At 59.1% G+C, this 17,531-nt stretch carries 20 protein-coding genes; 12 read left to right on the plus strand and 8 right to left on the minus strand.

Features of this window, described 5'->3' with window-relative positions:
- The first annotated feature begins 261 nt into the window (after positions 1-261).
- Positions 262-1,089 carry a UDP-2,3-diacylglucosamine diphosphatase gene (locus K3169_RS09110; RefSeq protein ID WP_027900050.1) on the plus strand — a complete coding sequence of 276 codons (828 nt, stop codon included), beginning with the start codon at positions 262-264 and terminating at the stop codon, positions 1,087-1,089.
- Here the strand turns inward: K3169_RS09110 and K3169_RS09115 are convergent.
- Positions 1,086-1,397: a DUF962 domain-containing protein gene (locus tag K3169_RS09115; RefSeq protein ID WP_027900049.1), complete on the minus strand. Its 312-nt coding sequence runs from the start codon at positions 1,395-1,397 to the stop codon at positions 1,086-1,088. The genes K3169_RS09110 and K3169_RS09115 overlap by 4 nt on opposite strands.
- An 80-nt stretch (positions 1,398-1,477) precedes the next feature.
- On the minus strand, positions 1,478-2,932 hold the full coding sequence (locus K3169_RS09120; RefSeq protein WP_027900048.1) for a TrkH family potassium uptake protein: 1,455 nt from the start codon (positions 2,930-2,932) through the stop codon (positions 1,478-1,480).
- Positions 2,933-3,094: 162 nt separating this feature from the next.
- Here K3169_RS09120 and K3169_RS09125 point away from each other — a divergent pair, with 162 nt between their 5' ends.
- Positions 3,095-3,655 (plus strand): nitroreductase family protein, encoded by a 561-nt coding sequence (locus K3169_RS09125; protein WP_027900047.1) that lies wholly within the window; start codon positions 3,095-3,097, stop codon positions 3,653-3,655.
- Positions 3,656-3,822: 167 nt separating this feature from the next.
- Here K3169_RS09125 and K3169_RS09130 read toward each other — a convergent pair whose 3' ends face one another.
- From K3169_RS09130 to K3169_RS09155, 6 genes are all read right to left on the minus strand, one after another.
- A complete protein-coding gene (locus K3169_RS09130) occupies positions 3,823-5,160 on the minus strand; it encodes a sensor histidine kinase (protein ID WP_231675717.1) in 1,338 nt (445 codons plus the stop codon).
- 65 nt (positions 5,161-5,225) lie between these two features.
- Positions 5,226-5,663, minus strand: a complete 438-nt coding sequence (locus K3169_RS09135) for an LTXXQ domain protein (RefSeq protein WP_027900045.1) — start codon at positions 5,661-5,663, stop codon at positions 5,226-5,228.
- Positions 5,664-5,883: 220 nt separating this feature from the next.
- Positions 5,884-6,561, minus strand: coding sequence for a response regulator transcription factor (locus tag K3169_RS09140; protein ID WP_099269602.1), 678 nt, complete (start codon positions 6,559-6,561; stop codon positions 5,884-5,886).
- Between the two features lie 7 nt (positions 6,562-6,568).
- Positions 6,569-6,976 carry a translation initiation factor 2 gene (locus K3169_RS09145; protein ID WP_263271114.1) on the minus strand — a complete coding sequence of 136 codons (408 nt, stop codon included), beginning with the start codon at positions 6,974-6,976 and terminating at the stop codon, positions 6,569-6,571.
- A gap of 177 nt (positions 6,977-7,153) precedes the next feature.
- Positions 7,154-7,453 (minus strand): YciI family protein, encoded by a 300-nt coding sequence (locus K3169_RS09150; RefSeq protein WP_263271116.1) that lies wholly within the window; start codon positions 7,451-7,453, stop codon positions 7,154-7,156.
- A 1-nt stretch (position 7,454) separates the two neighbouring features.
- Positions 7,455-8,057, minus strand: a complete 603-nt coding sequence (locus K3169_RS09155; protein WP_027898169.1) for a septation protein A — start codon at positions 8,055-8,057, stop codon at positions 7,455-7,457.
- Positions 8,058-8,123: 66 nt separating this feature from the next.
- On the opposite strand from K3169_RS09155, the gene K3169_RS09160 reads away from it, so the two are divergent.
- The 10 genes from K3169_RS09160 to lpxK all read left to right on the plus strand — a co-directional run bounded on the left by K3169_RS09160 (position 8,124) and on the right by lpxK (position 17,525).
- On the plus strand, positions 8,124-8,987 hold the full coding sequence (locus K3169_RS09160; protein WP_027898168.1) for a PHP domain-containing protein: 864 nt from the start codon (positions 8,124-8,126) through the stop codon (positions 8,985-8,987).
- Between the two features lie 13 nt (positions 8,988-9,000).
- Positions 9,001-9,630 (plus strand): L-threonylcarbamoyladenylate synthase, encoded by a 630-nt coding sequence (locus K3169_RS09165; protein WP_027898167.1) that lies wholly within the window; start codon positions 9,001-9,003, stop codon positions 9,628-9,630.
- Between the two features lie 119 nt (positions 9,631-9,749).
- Positions 9,750-10,448 (plus strand): segregation and condensation protein A, encoded by a 699-nt coding sequence (locus tag K3169_RS09170; protein ID WP_263272249.1) that lies wholly within the window; start codon positions 9,750-9,752, stop codon positions 10,446-10,448.
- A gap of 10 nt (positions 10,449-10,458) precedes the next feature.
- Positions 10,459-11,226, plus strand: a complete 768-nt coding sequence (gene scpB, locus K3169_RS09175; RefSeq protein ID WP_231675718.1) for an SMC-Scp complex subunit ScpB — start codon at positions 10,459-10,461, stop codon at positions 11,224-11,226.
- Between the two features lie 102 nt (positions 11,227-11,328).
- Entirely contained in the window at positions 11,329-11,520 is a 192-nt protein-coding gene (locus K3169_RS09180; protein ID WP_027898767.1) for a DUF1289 domain-containing protein, read from the plus strand.
- Positions 11,521-11,717: 197 nt separating this feature from the next.
- Positions 11,718-12,974 (plus strand): 23S rRNA pseudouridine(2605) synthase RluB, encoded by a 1,257-nt coding sequence (gene rluB / locus K3169_RS09185; protein ID WP_099269606.1) that lies wholly within the window; start codon positions 11,718-11,720, stop codon positions 12,972-12,974.
- Between the two features lie 155 nt (positions 12,975-13,129).
- The gene (locus K3169_RS09190; protein WP_263271120.1) at positions 13,130-15,346 is read left to right on the plus strand and encodes a DNA internalization-related competence protein ComEC/Rec2; all 2,217 of its coding nucleotides are present in this window, start codon (positions 13,130-13,132) and stop codon (positions 15,344-15,346) included.
- Between the two features lie 81 nt (positions 15,347-15,427).
- Positions 15,428-16,102: a MotA/TolQ/ExbB proton channel family protein gene (locus K3169_RS09195; RefSeq protein ID WP_027898764.1), complete on the plus strand. Its 675-nt coding sequence runs from the start codon at positions 15,428-15,430 to the stop codon at positions 16,100-16,102.
- Positions 16,099-16,530, plus strand: coding sequence for an ExbD/TolR family protein (locus K3169_RS09200; RefSeq protein WP_027898763.1), 432 nt, complete (start codon positions 16,099-16,101; stop codon positions 16,528-16,530). Before K3169_RS09195 ends, K3169_RS09200 begins: the two co-directional genes overlap by 4 nt.
- Entirely contained in the window at positions 16,530-17,525 is a 996-nt protein-coding gene (gene lpxK / locus K3169_RS09205) for a tetraacyldisaccharide 4'-kinase (RefSeq protein ID WP_231665717.1), read from the plus strand. The genes K3169_RS09200 and lpxK overlap by 1 nt, the downstream gene beginning before the upstream one ends.
- Positions 17,526-17,531: the final 6 nt, after the last annotated feature.

Raw genomic sequence — 17,531 nt, forward strand, 5'->3', positions numbered from 1 at the left:
AAGCGGTATTTCAGGCGATAAATTTTTGTCAGGAGTGCCTGCCTGTTCGCGAATGAATTCGCTCCCACTGGGCACCAGAGCATCCTGAAGATAGCCGTAATCCCGAACGGGTGTATGGTCGCCTCGCAGCAGTCTACCAGCGCCCGCCCTGAAGCATTCAGTCCAACTATTCCTGTGCATTGTCATGACATTGCCACAACCCGGTCACATTCGATTAACCAGCACCGGGCACTCTCATGCAAACCCAGCAGGAGATGGTTCATGACCAGTGCTCAGCTTGCCAAACCCAGCCGTAAGCAACGCGTTCGCACTTTGTGGATTTCCGATGTGCATTTGGGCACGCGGGATTGCCAGGCGGAACACCTGACTCACTTCCTCAAAGGCTATCAGGCTGACAAGGTCTATCTGGTCGGCGATATCATCGACGGCTGGAAGCTGCGGGGCGGCATGTATTGGCCACAGGCTCACACAAATGTGATCCGCCGCTTGCTGACCATGAGCAAACGCGGCACCGAGGTGATCTATGTCACCGGCAACCACGATGAGTTTTTGCGCCGCTATTCGAAACTGATTCTGGGCAATATCCATCTGGTGGATGAAGCCGAGCATGTCACTGCTGACGGGCGTCGTTTTCTGGTTATCCACGGCGACCAGTTTGACGTAATCACCCGCTATCACCGCTGGCTGGCGTTTCTGGGCGACTCGGCCTATGAATTCACCCTGACACTCAACCGCTGGCTGAACCACTGGCGGGCGAAGTATGGCTACGGTTACTGGTCTTTATCGGCTTATCTAAAGCACAAGGTGAAGACTGCCGTCAGTTTCATCAGTGACTTTGAAGAAGCCATCGCCCATGAGTGCGTCAAGCGCGGCCTGGATGGCGTGGTATGTGGGCATATCCACCATGCCGAGATGCGCAGGGTCGGTGGAGTGGAATACCTGAACTGCGGTGACTGGGTCGAATCCTGTACGGCGTTGATCGAGCATCTGGACGGCACTATTGAGCTGTTTCGGCTCGCGGATGCTCATCTCAAGCACAAGGAACCGCTTGCTGAGGAAGCGCTTGAGGCCAGCGAGCCGGTGGTCTAGAACGGTACCTTGCCCGTCAGCATGTCTCGGTACATCACAAAATCGCCCAGCAGACTGTAAAGCGGATGCTTGAACGTGGCAGGGCGGTTTTTCTCGAAGAAGAAATGGCCAACCCAGGCGAAGCCATATCCCGCCAGCGGCACGAGCCAGATCAGGCTCCAACTGCCGCTGCCAATCACAAAGGCCAGCAGGAAAATAACCAGACTGGTGCCCACGAAGTGCAGACGACGGCAGGCGCTGTCGCGGTGTTCCTGCAGATAGTAAGGGTAGAAATCGGCGAAGCGGGTAAACGACTTGGTGGTTTCCATGGCTGGAGTTCCTGATCGTTGGCGCTATTGGGTTTAATGTCAGCTGACTTTGCGTCAGTTGACATTAAACGCCATTACGATCAGTGACGCCAGAATGCCGGAATGCACAGCACCAGCACGGTAATAATCTCAAGACGTCCCAGCAGCATGCCTCCTGACAGAATCCACTTCGCCGCGTCTGGCAGGGTGGCGAAGTTACCTGCCGGGCCGATGGTCTCACCCAGGCCAGGACCTACGCCGGACACGGTACTTGCAGCGCCGGTCAGTGCCGTCATCCAGTCGAGCCCCAGCAGCGACAGCAACAGGGCGATGCCGCAGATCGTGATGGTGAAGAAGAACGAGAACGTCAGGATCGAACGGACGATTTCGTCGTCCAGGCGGTGGCCGTTATACGTCTGCTTGAGCACTGCACGCGGGTGGATCAACTGATTGAGGTTGGCCTTGAGCAGAATGTAGGCTACCTGAAAGCGGAATATTTTCACGCCGCCAGCGGTGGAGCCGGAGCAGCCACCGATAAAGCCCAGGTAGAAAAAAAACATCAGCGCGAAGTTGCCCCACAGGCTGTAATCGCCGAGGGCGAAACCGGTGGTGGTTACGACGGATGTCACGTTCAGGGCCACGTGACGGAGTGCGTCGTACCATGGCAGATCAGTGGTCGCCCAGTACCACGCGCCCAGTACAAGCCAGGTAACCAGCAACAAACCCAACAGCCCGCGAACCTGTTCATCACGAAACAGGGCGCCGCGGTTACCCCGCAGGGTTGCCACATACAAGGTGAACGGCAGGCTACCGAGGATCATCACCACAATGGCGACCCAATGCACGGCAGGTTCCGGCCATTTGGCCAGGGAAAGGTCAGAGGTTGAAAACCCGCCGGTCGAGATAGCCGACATGGCGTGGTTGATCGCATCGAACAGGCTCATGCCCGCGGCCCAGAAGGCCAGGCTGCCCAGCGCGGTAATACTGACGTAGGCCAGTACGATAAACTTGGCCACCATGTGCGAGCGGGGCATGACCTTTTCCGAGCGGTCGGAAGATTCGGTCTGGAACAGGCGCATGCCACCGATACGCAGCAGGGGCAGAATGGCTACCGCCATACCGATAAAGCCGATCCCGCCGAGCCAGTGAAGCATCGAGCGCCAGATGAGGATGCCCGGTGACATGGTGTCCAGGCCGCTGAGCACGGTAGAACCGGTCGCGGTAATGCCGGACATGCTTTCAAAGAACGAGTCTGTGTAACTGATGTGCTGGGTGAGCAGAAACGGCAGGGCGGCGAACACGCAGACGACGATCCAGCTGGATACCGTCAGCAAGTACATGTCTCGCGGACGCAGATGCACGTGTTCCGGTCGTCCCGGAGTGATCAACGCCAGACCGGCCATGAACGTCAGCAGACTGGCCCACAGGAAAGATCGCAGGTCTTCAAAGCGATCGTAGATCACCAGGGTCACCATGGGCACGACCATGGCGATGGCCAGGGTGATCAGGAATATGCCGATAATGAAACCGATGATGCGAAGGGTCGGCAACGCCATGCAGTCACTCTGACTAGTTCGGGGAAAGGCGCCATTCTACCTGCGGCCCACGGCAAGTAAACCGTGGCCTGTACGCCGCAGTGTGTAAGTAATTGCCTCGGCAGTTCGTTATCCGGGGGCACAGGCTCTAGAATGGCCCATCATTTTTCAAGGAGGTAGCCCATGGAGGCGCTCGACGTATTGCTCAATCGTGTCTCGGTCCCGCGATTGATCGACCCGGCCCCGGATGCAGCCCAGCGCGAAATACTGTTCAGTGCAGCCATGCGCGCGCCGGATCACGGCCAGCTGCGGCCATTCCGTTTTATCACCGTGGAAGGCGCAGCCCGTGAGCGTATGGGGGACTTGCTTGCCCAGGCGTTGCAGGCCAGCGGATCGGAAGTGACCCCGCAAGCATTGGACAAAGCACGTCTTGGCCCATTACGCGCGCCGCTGGTGGTGGTTGTCGTTGCCCGTCTGCAGGATCACTACAAGGTGCCGAAGGCTGAGCAACTGATTACTGCGGGCTGTGCGGCCCATAGCGTTTTGCTGGCGTCCTACGCGCTGGGCGTCGGGGCGGTGTGGCGTACCGGCGAGTTGTCGTATTCGCCACTCGTCGCCAAAGGTTTCGGCCTGGCGGATGACGAAGAAGTGATCGCCTTCCTGTATCTGGGCACGCCACAGAACCCGCCACGGGTTGCTGCGAAAGTGGATGTGGTAGATTTTGTGAGTGAGTGGCAGGGTTAGGGCTGAGTTGGTACTGGACTGAAAACGTTATCCCTGTGGGAGCGAATTCATTCGCGAAGAGGCCAGTACATTCGATGCAATTTCGTCGGCTGTAACATTGCCTTCGCGAATGAATTCGCTCCCACACAGTCTGCACAGATCCGGGTTTTCCACACGCCCCCGTTCTATTACTGCCCCGAACCCACCGGCTCCGCTGGCAAATCAATAGTCGCCAGAAACCCGCCCTCGGGATGATTACCCAGAATCAATTCCCCGCCATGACGTTGCGCGGCACGACGAGCAATTGCCAGTCCCAGGCCGTGCCCCGGTGCGGCCTGGCCGGGGGCGCGGTAAAACGGCTCGCCCAGTTGCGTCAGGTGCTCAGCCGCTACGCCAGGTCCATGATCGCGCACACTCAGCTGTAGCCGGTCGCCGACCCGTTTTGCCTGAATGTCTATCGGCTTGCCAGCCGGGTTGAAGCGCAAAGCGTTACGCAACAGATTGTCAGTGGCCCGCTCAATCATGTCAGGCCAGCCCTGCAGATGCAGATTGGGCTCAACGCTCACGGCGATTTGTTGATCGTTACCGTCCAGATTTGCATCGTTCTTGAGGCGCAGAAGCAACGCGTTGAGATCAATAGGCTCAGCGCTGCTCAGTTGCGCATCAAGGCGTGCCAGAGCGAGGATTTCGCTGATCAGCGCTTCCAGACGATCACATTCCCGGCTGAGGCGCGGCCAGAGCTTTTCCCGTTCGGCCGGTTCCGCCCGTTCTGCCAGCGCCAGTGCGATACGCAAACGGGCCAGTGGCGAGCGCAATTCATGGGACACATCGCGCAGCAACTGGCGCTGACTGCCGATCAGACTCTGCAGCCGCGCGCCCATGCGATTGAAGTCAGTGGCCAGCACGCCGAATTCATCCCGGCGATTCGCCAGTTGCGCGAGGCTGTTTTGTTGATAAGTGGTTTGCCCAAGATCATGCACCGCGCCGCGCAAACGGCTGAGGGGGCGAGTGATGGACAAGGTCACCAGCAGGCTGAACAAGGTCAGCACCACCAGGGCAATACCCAGCGCGCTGAGCGGCCACATCAGGCTGTCGCGGTGCCACGCATCCAGCTCCGGGTGAGGGATGCGATAGATGAACAGGTAGGTTTCGCCGGTTTTTTCGCTGGTGTATTCCGTCGTCAGGCGACGCCACGGAAGCGGTCCTGGATTATCGCCCTGACGGGCTTCAAGTGCCGCAGCACGAGGTGAGAGAGTACCCCGTACCACCGGATCGCCAACATCGTTGAGGACCTGAACATCTATGTGCTTTTTGCGTTTGAGGCTTTGCAGGTAGTCCTGTGCGGCGTCCGCACCCTGGTTTTCATACTGCTCGGTCCACTTTTGCGGCAGATGACTCAGCAGCGGGTGACGGCTGAGGATCCACGCGTCTTGATTAAGCATGTGGCCGAGCAGGATCGACAGCCCTGCAACCAGGGCAATGGCCAGCCAGAAGCTAGCCAGAATTCGCCAGAACAATGAACGCACGGGACAACCTCAAATAGGAAAACCCGGCACGCTTGGGGAGTGCCGGGTTCAGGTGGATCAGTAGCTTACTGGGCTTTTTGCGCTTTTTGCGCCTTCCACGCTTCGAATTCAGCGCGTTCGGCCATTTTTGCTGCGCGCTCTTTCTGCATTTCGTCGAATTCCTTCTGCTGGTCAGGCTTGAGCAGCGCACGGATATCGCTATCGGTTTTGGTGCGCTTGGCGTCCAGTTCGTCTTTCATGGCTTTCTGGTCAGCGGGCGACAGCTTGGCCAGATACTTTTCAGTGATGTCCTTGCGGTCGTGCATTCGCTCGCCCATCAGTTTGCCAATCTGTTGGCGCTGTTCGGGGGTCAGGTCCAGCTTGCCGAAGGGGCCGCGATCATGGTGCATGCCAGCACGTGGACCGTCAGGGCCTGGACCGAAACCAGGGCCATCGCCAGGTGCAGCCATTGCAACGGTAGGCAGGGCAGCAGCGAACATCAAAGCGATCAGAGTCTTGCGCATGGTGTATCTCCTTGTCTCGAATCCGGCTCGTTGCCGGTTGAGGCCAGTTTAGGGAGATCAAGGTCAAGAGCGGTCAGGCTACTGTAAAGCCTTGGTAAAGAGGGAGGGGAGCAGTTATCAGTTTCAAGCTACAAGCTTCAAGAGGTACAGCTCATGTGCTCCATGCTCTTCTTGCAGCTTGCAGCTTGCAGCTTGCAGCTTGCAGCTTGCAGCTTGGTCGTCAGACCGCGTAGTAATAACCCCGGCTACGCAACGCCACTATTCGCGGACGGCCGTCAGGATGCGGGCCGATTTTCTTGCGCAGGTTACTCACGTGCATGTCCAGGCTACGGTCATAAAGGGTCAGTTTGCGCCCCAGCGCCAGTTGCGCCAGTTCCTGCTTGTCCAGTGGTTCACCCGGTTGGCGCAGCAACGCTTCGAGCAAACGGCTTTCCGACATGGTCAGGACCAGTTCCTGATCGTTGATGATCGCCACGCCGCGCACCGGGCTGAAACTCAGGTCGCCGAGTTCAAGCTGGGTCGACACGGCCGTCGGATGGCTGCGACGCAGCACGGCGCGCAGGCGAGCGGTCAGTTCGCGAGGGTCGCAGGGTTTGGCCAGGTAATCATCGGCGCCCAGTTCCAGTCCCAGAATCCGGTCCAGCGGCTCACCACGGGCCGAGAGCATCAATACCGGCAGATCAGGGTGATCGTTGCGCAATTGCTTGAGTAATTCCAGGCCGCTGCCGTCCGGAAGCATGACGTCCAGAACCACCGCCGCTGGCGCGGATTCGGCGAGGGCGCGACGGGCACTTTGGCCGTCATGGCAGGCACGAACCAGAAAACCTTCCTGGCTCAACCAGCTACTCAGAAGCTCACACAGCTCCTGATCATCATCAATAAGTAACAGCTCGCTCATGTCTCACTCAATTTAGCCACTGTCGACGCTGCTTACGTCCACCGCGGGCAAAGATACCGCACAGGAGGGCTATCAGCGCAACACCCCCTCCGGTGACGAACCATTGTTGCTGTTCACTCAGGATACGTTGCGGTTCAGCCGATTGTGCTTCTTTGAGCTGCAACTTGAGCCTTTGGTTCTCTTGACGCAGACGAGTGAGCTGGGCGCTCTCGCGGGCGGCGTCGGCGTTCTGTACCTGTTTGAGAAGATCTTCGCGCTGGCGCTCACTTTCCTTGAGGCGCTGCTGGAGATCACTGATCTGAGCGGCAGTGGTCGGCAGCGGCAACGCATAGGAGTTACCTGAACCACCTGTTTCCTCGGCCTGGGCCGCAGTGGCGCCCATTACCAATACAGCAACCAGCAGACATGCCCGCATCTGAACTCCTGTTTCCGTGTCCGTGTTTTCGACGACCGCATTTCTGGGCGGCAGTGTTTTTATAGAACATTCAGCAGGTTGTCGGCAGGGCGTTGAGAATGATTAGCGTCAGAGGGGGAGAATCTGTAATCGCTGCCCTGGGAGGGCAGCGATTACGACACTGTGCGGGCGGGATGCTTAAGGCAGGACTTTCTTGAAAGGCTTCACGATGACATTGGCGTACACGCCAGCTGTGACGAAAGGATCCCCCTCGGCCCAGCTTTTTGCCGCGCTCAGGGATTCGAACTCGGCAACGATCAGGCTACCGGAGAAGCCTGCTGCGCCAGGGTCGTTGCTGTCCACCGCCGGGTTGGGTCCTGCCAGAATCAGACGGCCTTCATCTTTGAGCGCATTGAGGCGATCCAGATGGGCAGGACGTACGCTCAGGCGTTTTTCCAGGGAGTTTTCGACGTCTGTGGCAATGATTGCGTAGAGCATGTCAGTCCTCGGTTTTTGTCGTTGGCGGCGGGGAAGCAGGGTCTTGCATGTGTTTGGCAAGGTACAGGCCCTGAGCGATCAGGAACACCAGGGTCATGCCCAGGCTGCCGAATACTTTGAAGTCCACCCAGAATTCCTGATAAGTGAACGCCACATAAAGGTTGGCCGCACCGCAGAACAGGAAGAAGATGATCCAGGCGATGTTCAGTCTGGTCCAGATTGGCTTCGGCAGACTCAGCGCGTGACCCATGATGCGCTGGATCAACGGGCGGTCGCCGATGAAGTGGCTACCGGCAAATGCCAGCGCGAACAGCCAGTTCACCACCGGAGCTTTCCATTTGAGAAAAGTCTCGCTGTGGAAGGCCAGGGTCAGGCTACCGAACACCAGACAGGCAACCAGTGTCAGCCACTGGCTTTTTTCCAGCTTGCCCTGTTTGAAAAACAGAATGCCGTAGACCACCACCGAACTGATGATCAACATGGCGGTCGCACTGAAAATACCGCCCAGCGTGTAAGTGTTGCCGAGGATTTCGACAGCACGAGGCTCTATTTTGTAGACGATGAAAAACAGCAGCAGCGGGATGAAGTCGATGAATTGTTTCACAATGGCAGCCAGAAGCAGGATGTGACGGCATAATAACAAACATCAATGACAGCGAAAGCGCTACCTATGAATGTTGACTTGCACTGCCACAGCACCGCCTCCGATGGCGCACTTGCGCCTACGGCTCTGGTTGCCCGTGCTTACGAGAATGGCGTGCGCGTCCTTTCCCTGACGGATCACGACACCCTCGAAGGCCTGGAAGAAGCCCGTACTGCGGCGCTTTCACTGGGTATGCAACTGGTAAACGGGGTTGAGCTTTCCTGCACCTGGGGCGGTGCGACCATCCATATTCTGGGCTACGGCTTTGCGATGGATGCACCGGCTCTGGTGGCGGCTATTGCTCGTTTGCATGACGGCCGCTGGTTGCGGGCCGAAGAAATCAGTCGCAAATTGGCGATCAAAGGTATGCCCGGGGCGCTGGAAGGTGCTCGGGCCATCCAGCAGGAGCTCGGCGACAGCGGCAATGCACCGGCTCGTCCGCACTTCGCGGACTTCATGGTGCGCGCCGGTTTCGTCAAGGACCGCGCCGAGGCTTTTCGTAAATGGCTGGGGGCGGGCAAACTGGGCGATGTGAAACAACATTGGCCTACGCTGGAAGAAACCGTCGGCACCTTGCGGGAATCCGGGGCCTGGGTCAGTCTTGCGCACCCCGTGCATTATGATTTCACCCGTAGTAAGCGTCGTAAGCTGGTCGCCGCGTTTATTGAAGCGGGCGGTCATGCGATTGAAGTAGTCAATGGCCTGCAACCTGCCGAACAGGTTGGAACCCTGGCCATTCTGGCGCGTGAATTTGGCCTGCTGGTGTCTGCCGGCAGTGACTTCCATGCTCCTGGTGGCTGGTCCGAGATAGGCACCTATCGTCCTGTGCCCGAAGACCTGCCGCCCCTTTGGTCCCGGTTCAAACATGATCAGTCTACTGCTGCCTTCTGAACAGGAAGATACCGTGAGTCAATTTTTCCAGGTCCACCCGGAGAACCCGCAAGCGCGCCTGATCAAACAGGCCGTGGAAATTATCAAAGCGGGCGGTTTGGTGATCTATCCCACTGATTCGTCATACGCATTGGGCTGCCAGCTCGGCGATAAAAGCGCCATCGAGCGCATTCGCCGTCTTCGGCAACTGGACGACAAGCACAACTTCACGTTGATGTGCTGTGATCTGTCCCAGCTGGGGCTGTTCGCGAAAGTCGATACCGGTGCCTTTCGGGCGCTCAAGGCCCATACGCCGGGCCCGTACACGTTCATCCTCAACGCCACCCGCGAAGTGCCGAGGCTGATTCTGCACCCGAAGCGCCGGACCATCGGCCTGCGGGTACCGAAGCACCCCATCGCTCAGGCGTTGCTGGAAGAGCTGGGCGAGCCGCTGATGAGTGTCAGCCTCATCCTGCCGGGGGAAAGCGTGCCGATGAGCGATCCCTATGAAATGCGCCAGACCCTTGAGCGTCAGGTCGATCTGATCATCGATGGCGGCATGGGCGGTATTTCTGCCTCGACAGTGATCAATCTGACCGGTGACGAGCCTGAAGTGGTCCGTGTCGGTTGCGGCGACCCTTCACCTTTCGGTGTCGAGGTTTAATGACCAGCGTAGAAGCCGTCGACAGTCAGGCCGACGCTCAGCAGGAACTGCCGTTCGCCATGGTCTACGGCCAGGCGGTCATGCAGATGCCGATGGATCTGTACATTCCGCCGGATGCGCTGGAAGTCTTTCTGGAGGCGTTCGAAGGGCCGCTGGACTTGCTGCTGTACCTGATCCGCAAGCAGAACATCGACATCCTTGATATCCCGGTGGCCGAAATCACCAAGCAGTACATGGGCTACGTCGAGCTGATGAAGACGGTGCGCCTGGAACTGGCTGCCGAATACCTGGTGATGGCCGCCATGCTGGCCGAGATCAAGTCGCGCATGCTGCTGCCGCGTTCTGCCGAGGCAGAGCAGGAGGAAGACGACCCGCGTGCTGAGCTGATCCGTCGTCTGCAAGAGTACGAGCGCTTCAAGGTGGCCGCCGAAGGTATCGACCAGTTGAACCGTGTCGGTCGTGACGTCGTCGTGCCCAGGCTTGATGCACCGGAAGCGCGGGCCCGCAAGCTGTTGCCGGAAGTCAGCCTCGAAGAGTTATTGATGTCCATGGCTGAGGTTTTGCGCCGTGGCGATATGTTTGAAAGCCACCAGGTCAGCCGCGAAGCCCTGTCCACCCGTGAGCGCATGAGTGATGTGCTGGAACGACTCAAGGGCGGCGGCTTTGTGCCGTTTGCCGAGCTGTTTACTGCCGAAGAGGGGCGCCTGGGTGTCGTCGTGACCTTTATGGCCGTGCTGGAGCTGGTCAAGGAGTCACTGGTGGAGTTGGTACAGAACGAACCGTTTGCAGTCATCCATGTGCGGGCGCGAGCCGAATAAGAGCTGATCAATGAATCTCAACGAACCCCGCGAGCTGGCTCCGCTGCTCGAAGCTTTTCTGTTGGCCTCGGGTAAGCCGCAATCGCTGGAGCGTCTCTACGAGTTGTTCGAAGAGGGCGAGCGCCCTGAGCCGCCGGTGTTCAAGAAAGCCCTGCACTTGCTGGGTAAATCCTGCGAGGGCAGGGCTTTCGAGCTCAAGGAAGTGGCCTCCGGTTATCGCCTGCAGATTCGCGAAAAGTTTTCCCCTTGGGTCGGTCGTCTCTGGGAAGAGCGTCCGCAGCGCTATTCCCGAGCCATGCTGGAAACCATGGCGTTGATTGCCTACCGTCAACCGATCACTCGGGGTGAAATCGAGGATGTGCGCGGCGTGGCAGTCAACAGCCATATTGTGAAGACCCTGCTGGAGCGCGAGTGGATCAGGGTGGTCGGTTATCGCGAAGTCCCGGGCAAGCCTGCGATGTTTGCAACCACCAAGGCGTTTCTTGATCACTTCAACCTGAAAAATCTCGACGACCTGCCGCCGCTGGCTGATCTGCGTGAGCTGGAGCCGGACCCGGTTCTGGATTTCGAAGACGCTCCGGTGCCTGCGCATCTGCAAGCTCTTGCGGACGCCAGCGCCGATCCTGACGCCGAGCCCGAGCCGCCGAGGGACGAAACCAGCTTCCGCAGCTTATTGGTCGAACTCGACTCGATGGAGCAGGGTCTGAAGATCGACTTTGATGATTTGCTGCCGGATGAGGCGGATAAAAAGCCAGAGGACGATACCGATCCCCTGTAGGAGCTGCCGAAGGCTGCGAAGCAGTGAGTCAGACAAACCGCTTTCGCAGCCTTCGGCAGCTCCTGCAGGTCAAACAGCGTTCATTCATGCAGGGCACGACTCATGAGCGACACCAAGAACCCCTGCATCAGCCTTTGTAAATTCGACGCCGATATCTGCATCGGCTGTGGCCGCAGCAAGAAAGAAATCAAGGCCTGGAAGAAGATGGACAAGGACGAGCGCCGTGACGTGCTGAAAGAAGCTGCCGTTCGCATGAAGGCTTTTAAAGGTGCCGGTCGGCGGAAAAAGAAGTAAGGCGCAAATTTTCGTCTAGCGTCTAATGCGCAAAGCGTTATGTGAGCGTATCATTCGCGACCTTTTGGCGATTCTGCTCGTGATGAGTTTAGCGCCAGAAGTTTTTCAGTATTACGCCTCGTGGCTATCCACAGCCCAGGCAACAGGTTGCGCCGGTCCTCGGCGTCCCCTGAATCGACACACCGGGAGGTGCCCAGATGAGTGAACAAGACAAGCAGGACAGCCAGGAAATCGGACCCGCAGGCGAAAAGCTGCAGAAGGTTCTGGCACGTATTGGCGTAGGCTCGCGTCGCGACGTTGAAGCCTGGATCAGCCAGGGCCGTATCAAGGTCAATGGCAAGGACGCGACCCTCGGTCAACGCGTCGATCTGCACGATGCGATTACCGTTGACGGCCGCGTCATCAAACGCGAAGAGGCCGCCGAAACGGTGCGCCGCGTCATCATGTACAACAAACCGGACGGTGAAATCTGTACCCGTGACGACCCTGAAGGTCGCCCGACGGTGTTCGATCGCCTGCCGCGTCCAAAAGAAGGCCGCTGGGTCAACATCGGTCGTCTGGACATCAACACCACCGGTCTGCTGATGTTCACCACCGATGGTGAACTGGCCAACCGCCTGATGCACCCGTCCTTCGAAATGGACCGTGAATACGCTGTGCGTGTACGTGGCGAAGTGGACGATGACATGATCGCGCGGCTCAAGGCTGGCGTTGTTCTTGAAGACGGTCCGGCTCGTTTCACCGACATCCAGCAAGCGCCGGGCGGTGAAGGCTTCAACCACTGGTATCACTGCGTGGTGATGGAAGGCCGTAACCGTGAAGTACGTCGTCTCTGGGAATCCCAGGGCCTGGTGGTCAGCCGTCTGAAGCGTGTGCGCTACGGACCTGTGTTCCTCAATTCCGACCTGCCGATGGGTCGCTGGCGCGAAATGAGTCAGTACGAGGTGGACATCCTCAGCGCTGAAGTGGGCCTCACGCCCGTGGCTCAGCCGCAGATGAACGCCAAGACCAAGGACAAGATGGAGCGCTTGCAGCGTCAGTCGTCTCGTCCGTTGGGCAAAGGCGAGCGCGTGCGCACCCTGCGTCCGGCCAAGGACGGTGCTCCGACTGGCGAGCGTGCTCCACGTCAGCCGCAAGTGACCGGCAGTGACCGTGATCGCGCCCAGCGTCCAGCCGCACCGCGTACGGATTCCGGCCGTGGTCAGCGCAACGACCCTAACAAGTCGGCGCCACGCACGCCACGTCCAGCCAATGGTCGCAGTGATACTCGCAACGACAATAGCCGTGGCACGCCAGTGGCTGAGCGTCCAAGTGACATGAACAAGCGTCCGGCCAAGCCGTCGCCGAAACGCCCGGGCATCACCCTGGTCGATGACGCGCCGTCCGGCAAGCGCCGTGGCCCGGCATCGGGTTCGGGTCAGCGCCCGGGTTTCGGTCGTCGCAAGCCGCAGTAAACCTCAGCAGTCAGAAGAAACGCCCCTCGCAAGACGGGCGTTTTTTTCGCCCCCGACATATGCCGCCTAAGACCTTGTGACACTTGATCCCGACGTATTCACCTGGCTGAGCTAAGCCGTAAAGGGACCTTCGACGTTATCGGGATGAGCTTCTTATGCGCACAGGGATGTTCGCGCTGGCCTTGGGTTTGTTGGCTTTACGCTTCTTGCCGGCATTGCCCCCGGTCTGGGTGTTGCTGTGCATGCCAGTGCTGGCCTTGATGCTGTTGCCCTTTCGCACGTACCCGGTGGCTTTCTTTTTATTCGGATTCACCTGGGCATGCGTTTCGGCTCAATGGGCACTGGATGATCGTCTTTCACCACGGCTGGACGGCCAGACCGTGTGGTTACAAGGCAAGGTCGTCGGTTTGCCTGCCGTTGCCGAAGGCGTAGTGCGCTTTGAGCTGGAAGACCTGCAATCTCGACGCTTTAAATTGCCGGAGCGCGTGCGCGTGGCCTGGTATGGCGGCCCGGAAATTCGCAGTGGCGAGCGCTGGCGTCTGGCGGTCAAGCTCAAGCGCCCCGGCGGATTGGCCAATCCACATGCTTTTGATTACGAGGCCTGGCTGCTGGCCCAGCGTATCGGCGCTACAGGCACAGTCGCCGATGGACAGCAGCTGGCATTTGCCCGTTCAGGCTGGCGGGATGTGATACGCCAGCGTTTGCTGGCGGTTGATGCGCAGGGTCGTGAAGGCGGTCTGGCCGCGCTGGTTCTGGGTGATGGCTCGGGACTCAGCGCGGTCGACTGGCAGATCCTGCAAGACACCGGCACCGTGCATCTTCTGGTCATATCCGGGCAGCACGTGGGGTTGCTGGCCGCTGTGATGTACGCGCTGATCGCAGGCCTGGCACGTTGGGGATTATGGCCGCGCGCGCTGCCTTGGTTGCCATGGGCGTGCGGACTGGCGTTCATTGCCGCGCTGGGGTACGGCTTGCTCGCGGGCTTTGAAGTGCCGGTACGCCGGGCGTGCGTGATGGTCGGCATGGTCTTGCTTTGGCGGTTGCGTTTTCGGCATCTAGGGGCTGTCTTGCCGCTGCTGCTGTCGCTGAATGCCGTGCTGGTGTTCGAGCCGTTGGCCAGTTTGCAGCCGGGTTTCTGGCTGTCCTTTATCGCTGTTGCAATCCTGATTCTGATATTTGGCGGGCGGCTGGGTGCCTGGAGTTGGCTGCAAAGCTGGACCCGCGCCCAGTGGTTGATCGCCATTGGTTTGTTGCCGGTGTTGCTGGCGCTGAATCTGCCCATCAGTTTGAGTGGTCCGTTTGCCAATCTTGTCGCGGTGCCTTGGGTGAGTTTTCTGATCCTCCCGCCTGCGCTGCTCGGGACCTTGCTGCTGCCGGTTCCTTATCTGGGTGAAGGGCTGTTGTGGCTGGCGGGTGGTGCGCTGGAATGGTTGTTCAGATTTCTCGGGTGGGTCGCCGAGTGGTTGCCCGCCTGGGTGCCGACTGCCATGCCGCTATGGGCCTGGGTATTGAGTCTGCTGGGCGGTGTGTTGTTGCTGTTGCCCAGCGGCGTGCCGTTACGAGGGCTGGGTTGGCCGATGTTGCTGCTTTGCGTGTTCCCGCCCTTGAAAAACGTGCCTCATGGTCAAGTCGACGTCCTGCATCTAGACGTGGGGCAGGGGTTGGCGATTCTCTTGCGCACGCGACATCACGCGCTCCTGTACGACGCCGGGCCGCGCTTTGGCGAGTTTGATATAGGTCAACGGGTCGTGTTACCCGCCATCCGCAAGAGCGGCGTGCGCCAACTTGATGTGATGCTGATCAGCCATGCCGACGCCGACCATGCCGGTGGTGCGCAGGCGGTTCATCAAGGCTTGCCGGTCAAGCGGGTGCTGGGGGGCGAGCTGGAAAGGCTGCCGCCGTCGCTGAAAGCGCAACTCTGCGTCAATGACGAACGCTGGGAGTGGGACGGTGTGGTGTTTTCAACCTGGCGCTGGAGTGATGCCCGAGAGGGGAATCAGGCTTCGTGTGTGTTAATGGTCGATGCCCGGGGCGAACGTTTGTTGCTGACAGGGGATATTGATGCCGAAGCCGAACAGGCCCTGATCGACACTGGTCTTGATGTACGTGCCAACTGGTTGCAAGCGCCGCACCACGGCAGCCGCACCTCCTCCTCGAAAAGCTTTCTGCGTGCGGTCGCTCCTGATGGTGTGTTGATCTCCCGAGGGCGCAATAATGCCTTCGGGCACCCGCATCCGCTGGTCATGGCGCGCTATCAATGGTTCGGTATTCCCACCTGGGACAGCGCCGACCTGGGTGCCATCAGCCTGCAACTCGGTACGTTCGACAAACCCCGTTCACAGCGGGCCGAGAGGCGATTCTGGCGTGACTGACGCAAGGATATCGATCGCAGGCTTCGGTGAGTCGCCGACCCTATGTTAGAGTGGCGCCAATTTTTCGAGGGAGTCGTCACTGTGTGGGAACTGGTCAAATCTGGCGGCTGGATGATGCTGCCGATCATTCTGAGTTCCATTGCTGCGGTCGGCATTATCATCGAGCGCCTCTGGACCCTTCGTGCTAGCCGCATTACCCCGCCGCATCTGGTAGGGCAAGTCTGGCAATGGATTCAGGACAAGAAACTCGACAAGGAAAAACTCAAGCAACTGCGTGCAGATTCCCCTCTGGGTGAAATCCTTGCTGCAGGCCTGGCCAATTCACGGCATGGCCGCGAAATCATGAAAGAGTGCATTGAAGAGGCTGCCGCACGGGTCATTCATGATCTGGAGCGCTACCTCAGTGCGCTTGGCTCCATCGCTGCCATGGCCCCTTTGCTGGGCCTGCTGGGTACGGTGTTGGGCATGATCGACATTTTTGGTTCGTTCAACGCCACCGGCAATACAGCCAATGCCTCGGTACTGGCTGGCGGTATTTCCAAAGCGCTGATCTGTACGGCGTCGGGCCTGATCGTCGCGATTCCGGCGATCTTCTTCCACCGTTACCTGCAAAGCCGGGTCGACGAGCTGGTGGTCGGCATGGAACAGGAAGCCATCAAGCTGGTGGAAGTGGTGCAGGGCGATCGCGAAGTCGACCTGAACGATCCGAAAATTGACCTCAAGTCGCAGGCCCGGGGCGAGGGTCGTAAAAAGTGAAGTTTCGTCGTCGCAAGGCCAGAGAGAACATCGACATCAACCTCGTATCGTTGATCGATGTGGTGTTCATTCTGCTGCTGTTCTTCATCGTGACCACTACCTTCACTCGCGAAACCCAGTTGCGCGTCGACCTGCCGCAAGCGGTGACCGGCGCTCCGGAAACCGATGCCGATCTCAAGCATCTGGACATCACCATCAACGCTGATGGCGTCTTTTCGGTGAACAACCAGTTGCTGCCGAAGAACGACCTGCAGACCCTGATCGATGCGCTTCAGCGTGAATCCGCGGGTGATACCAGCCTGCCGCTGTCGATCAGTGCCGATGGTAAAACCCCGCATCAGTCGGTGATCACCGCCATGGACGCCGCAGGCAAGCTGGGTTTCAGCCACCTGCGCATGACCACGGTCGAAGCTGCGCCCGCTAACTGATGGCCTTTTCTGATCGTTTGCTCGACGCCTGGTACAAAGGCCATCCGGCGTTGACGCTGTTGCGTCCGCTGGAGAGCCTTTATCGGCGAGTCGTGCAGGGCAAGCGTGAGCGTTTTCTGGCGGGGCAGGGTGAGGTATACAAGGCGCCTGTGCCTGTCGTGGTCGTCGGTAATATCACTATTGGCGGCACCGGCAAGACCCCGTTGATCCTGTGGATGATCGAGCATTGTCACCGCCGCGGCTTGCGGGTCGGCGTGGTCAGCCGTGGTTACGGTGCCAAACCGCCGAGCCTGCCGTGGCGCGTGACCGCAGAGCAAAGCGCTGCAGAGGCGGGGGATGAACCCCTGCTGATCGTGCAACGCAGCGGCGTACCGTTGATGATTGATCCGGATCGCAGTCGTGCGGTGCAAGCACTGCTCGACAGTGAGCCGCTGGACCTGATTCTTTCCGATGACGGCTTGCAGCATTATCGGCTGGCGCGGGATCTTGAGCTGGTGCTGATCGATGCTGCCCGTGGGCTGGGTAACCGACGATGTCTGCCCGCTGGTCCGCTGCGCGAACCTGTGGAACGTCTCCAGAGCGTCGATGCCTTGCTCTACAACGGAGCCAGTGCTGATCGTGACGACGGCTATGCCTTTCAGCTGCAACCGTCGGCGCTGGTCAATCTGCGCAGCGGCGAGCGCCAAGAGCTGGATTTCTTCCCGGCCGGGCAGGCGATTCACGCCGTGGCCGGTATCGGTAATCCCCAGCGTTTCTTCAATACCCTTGAAGGGCTACACTGGCGACCGGTCACCCACGCGTTTGCCGACCATGCTGTTTTCAGTGCTCAGGCGCTGACCTTTTCCCCGGCGCTGCCTGTTGTCATGACCGAGAAGGATGCCGTGAAATGCCGGTCCTTCGCGGCGGACGACTGGTGGTACCTGGCTGTGGATGCCGTGCCATCGGATGCTTTTGTCAGCTGGTTCGATTCGCAGTTGTTACGTCTTTTGCCATGATTCGCT

It is taken from the genome of Pseudomonas phytophila (assembly GCF_025643095.1).
Taxonomy (GTDB): domain Bacteria; phylum Pseudomonadota; class Gammaproteobacteria; order Pseudomonadales; family Pseudomonadaceae; genus Aquipseudomonas; species Aquipseudomonas quasicaspiana.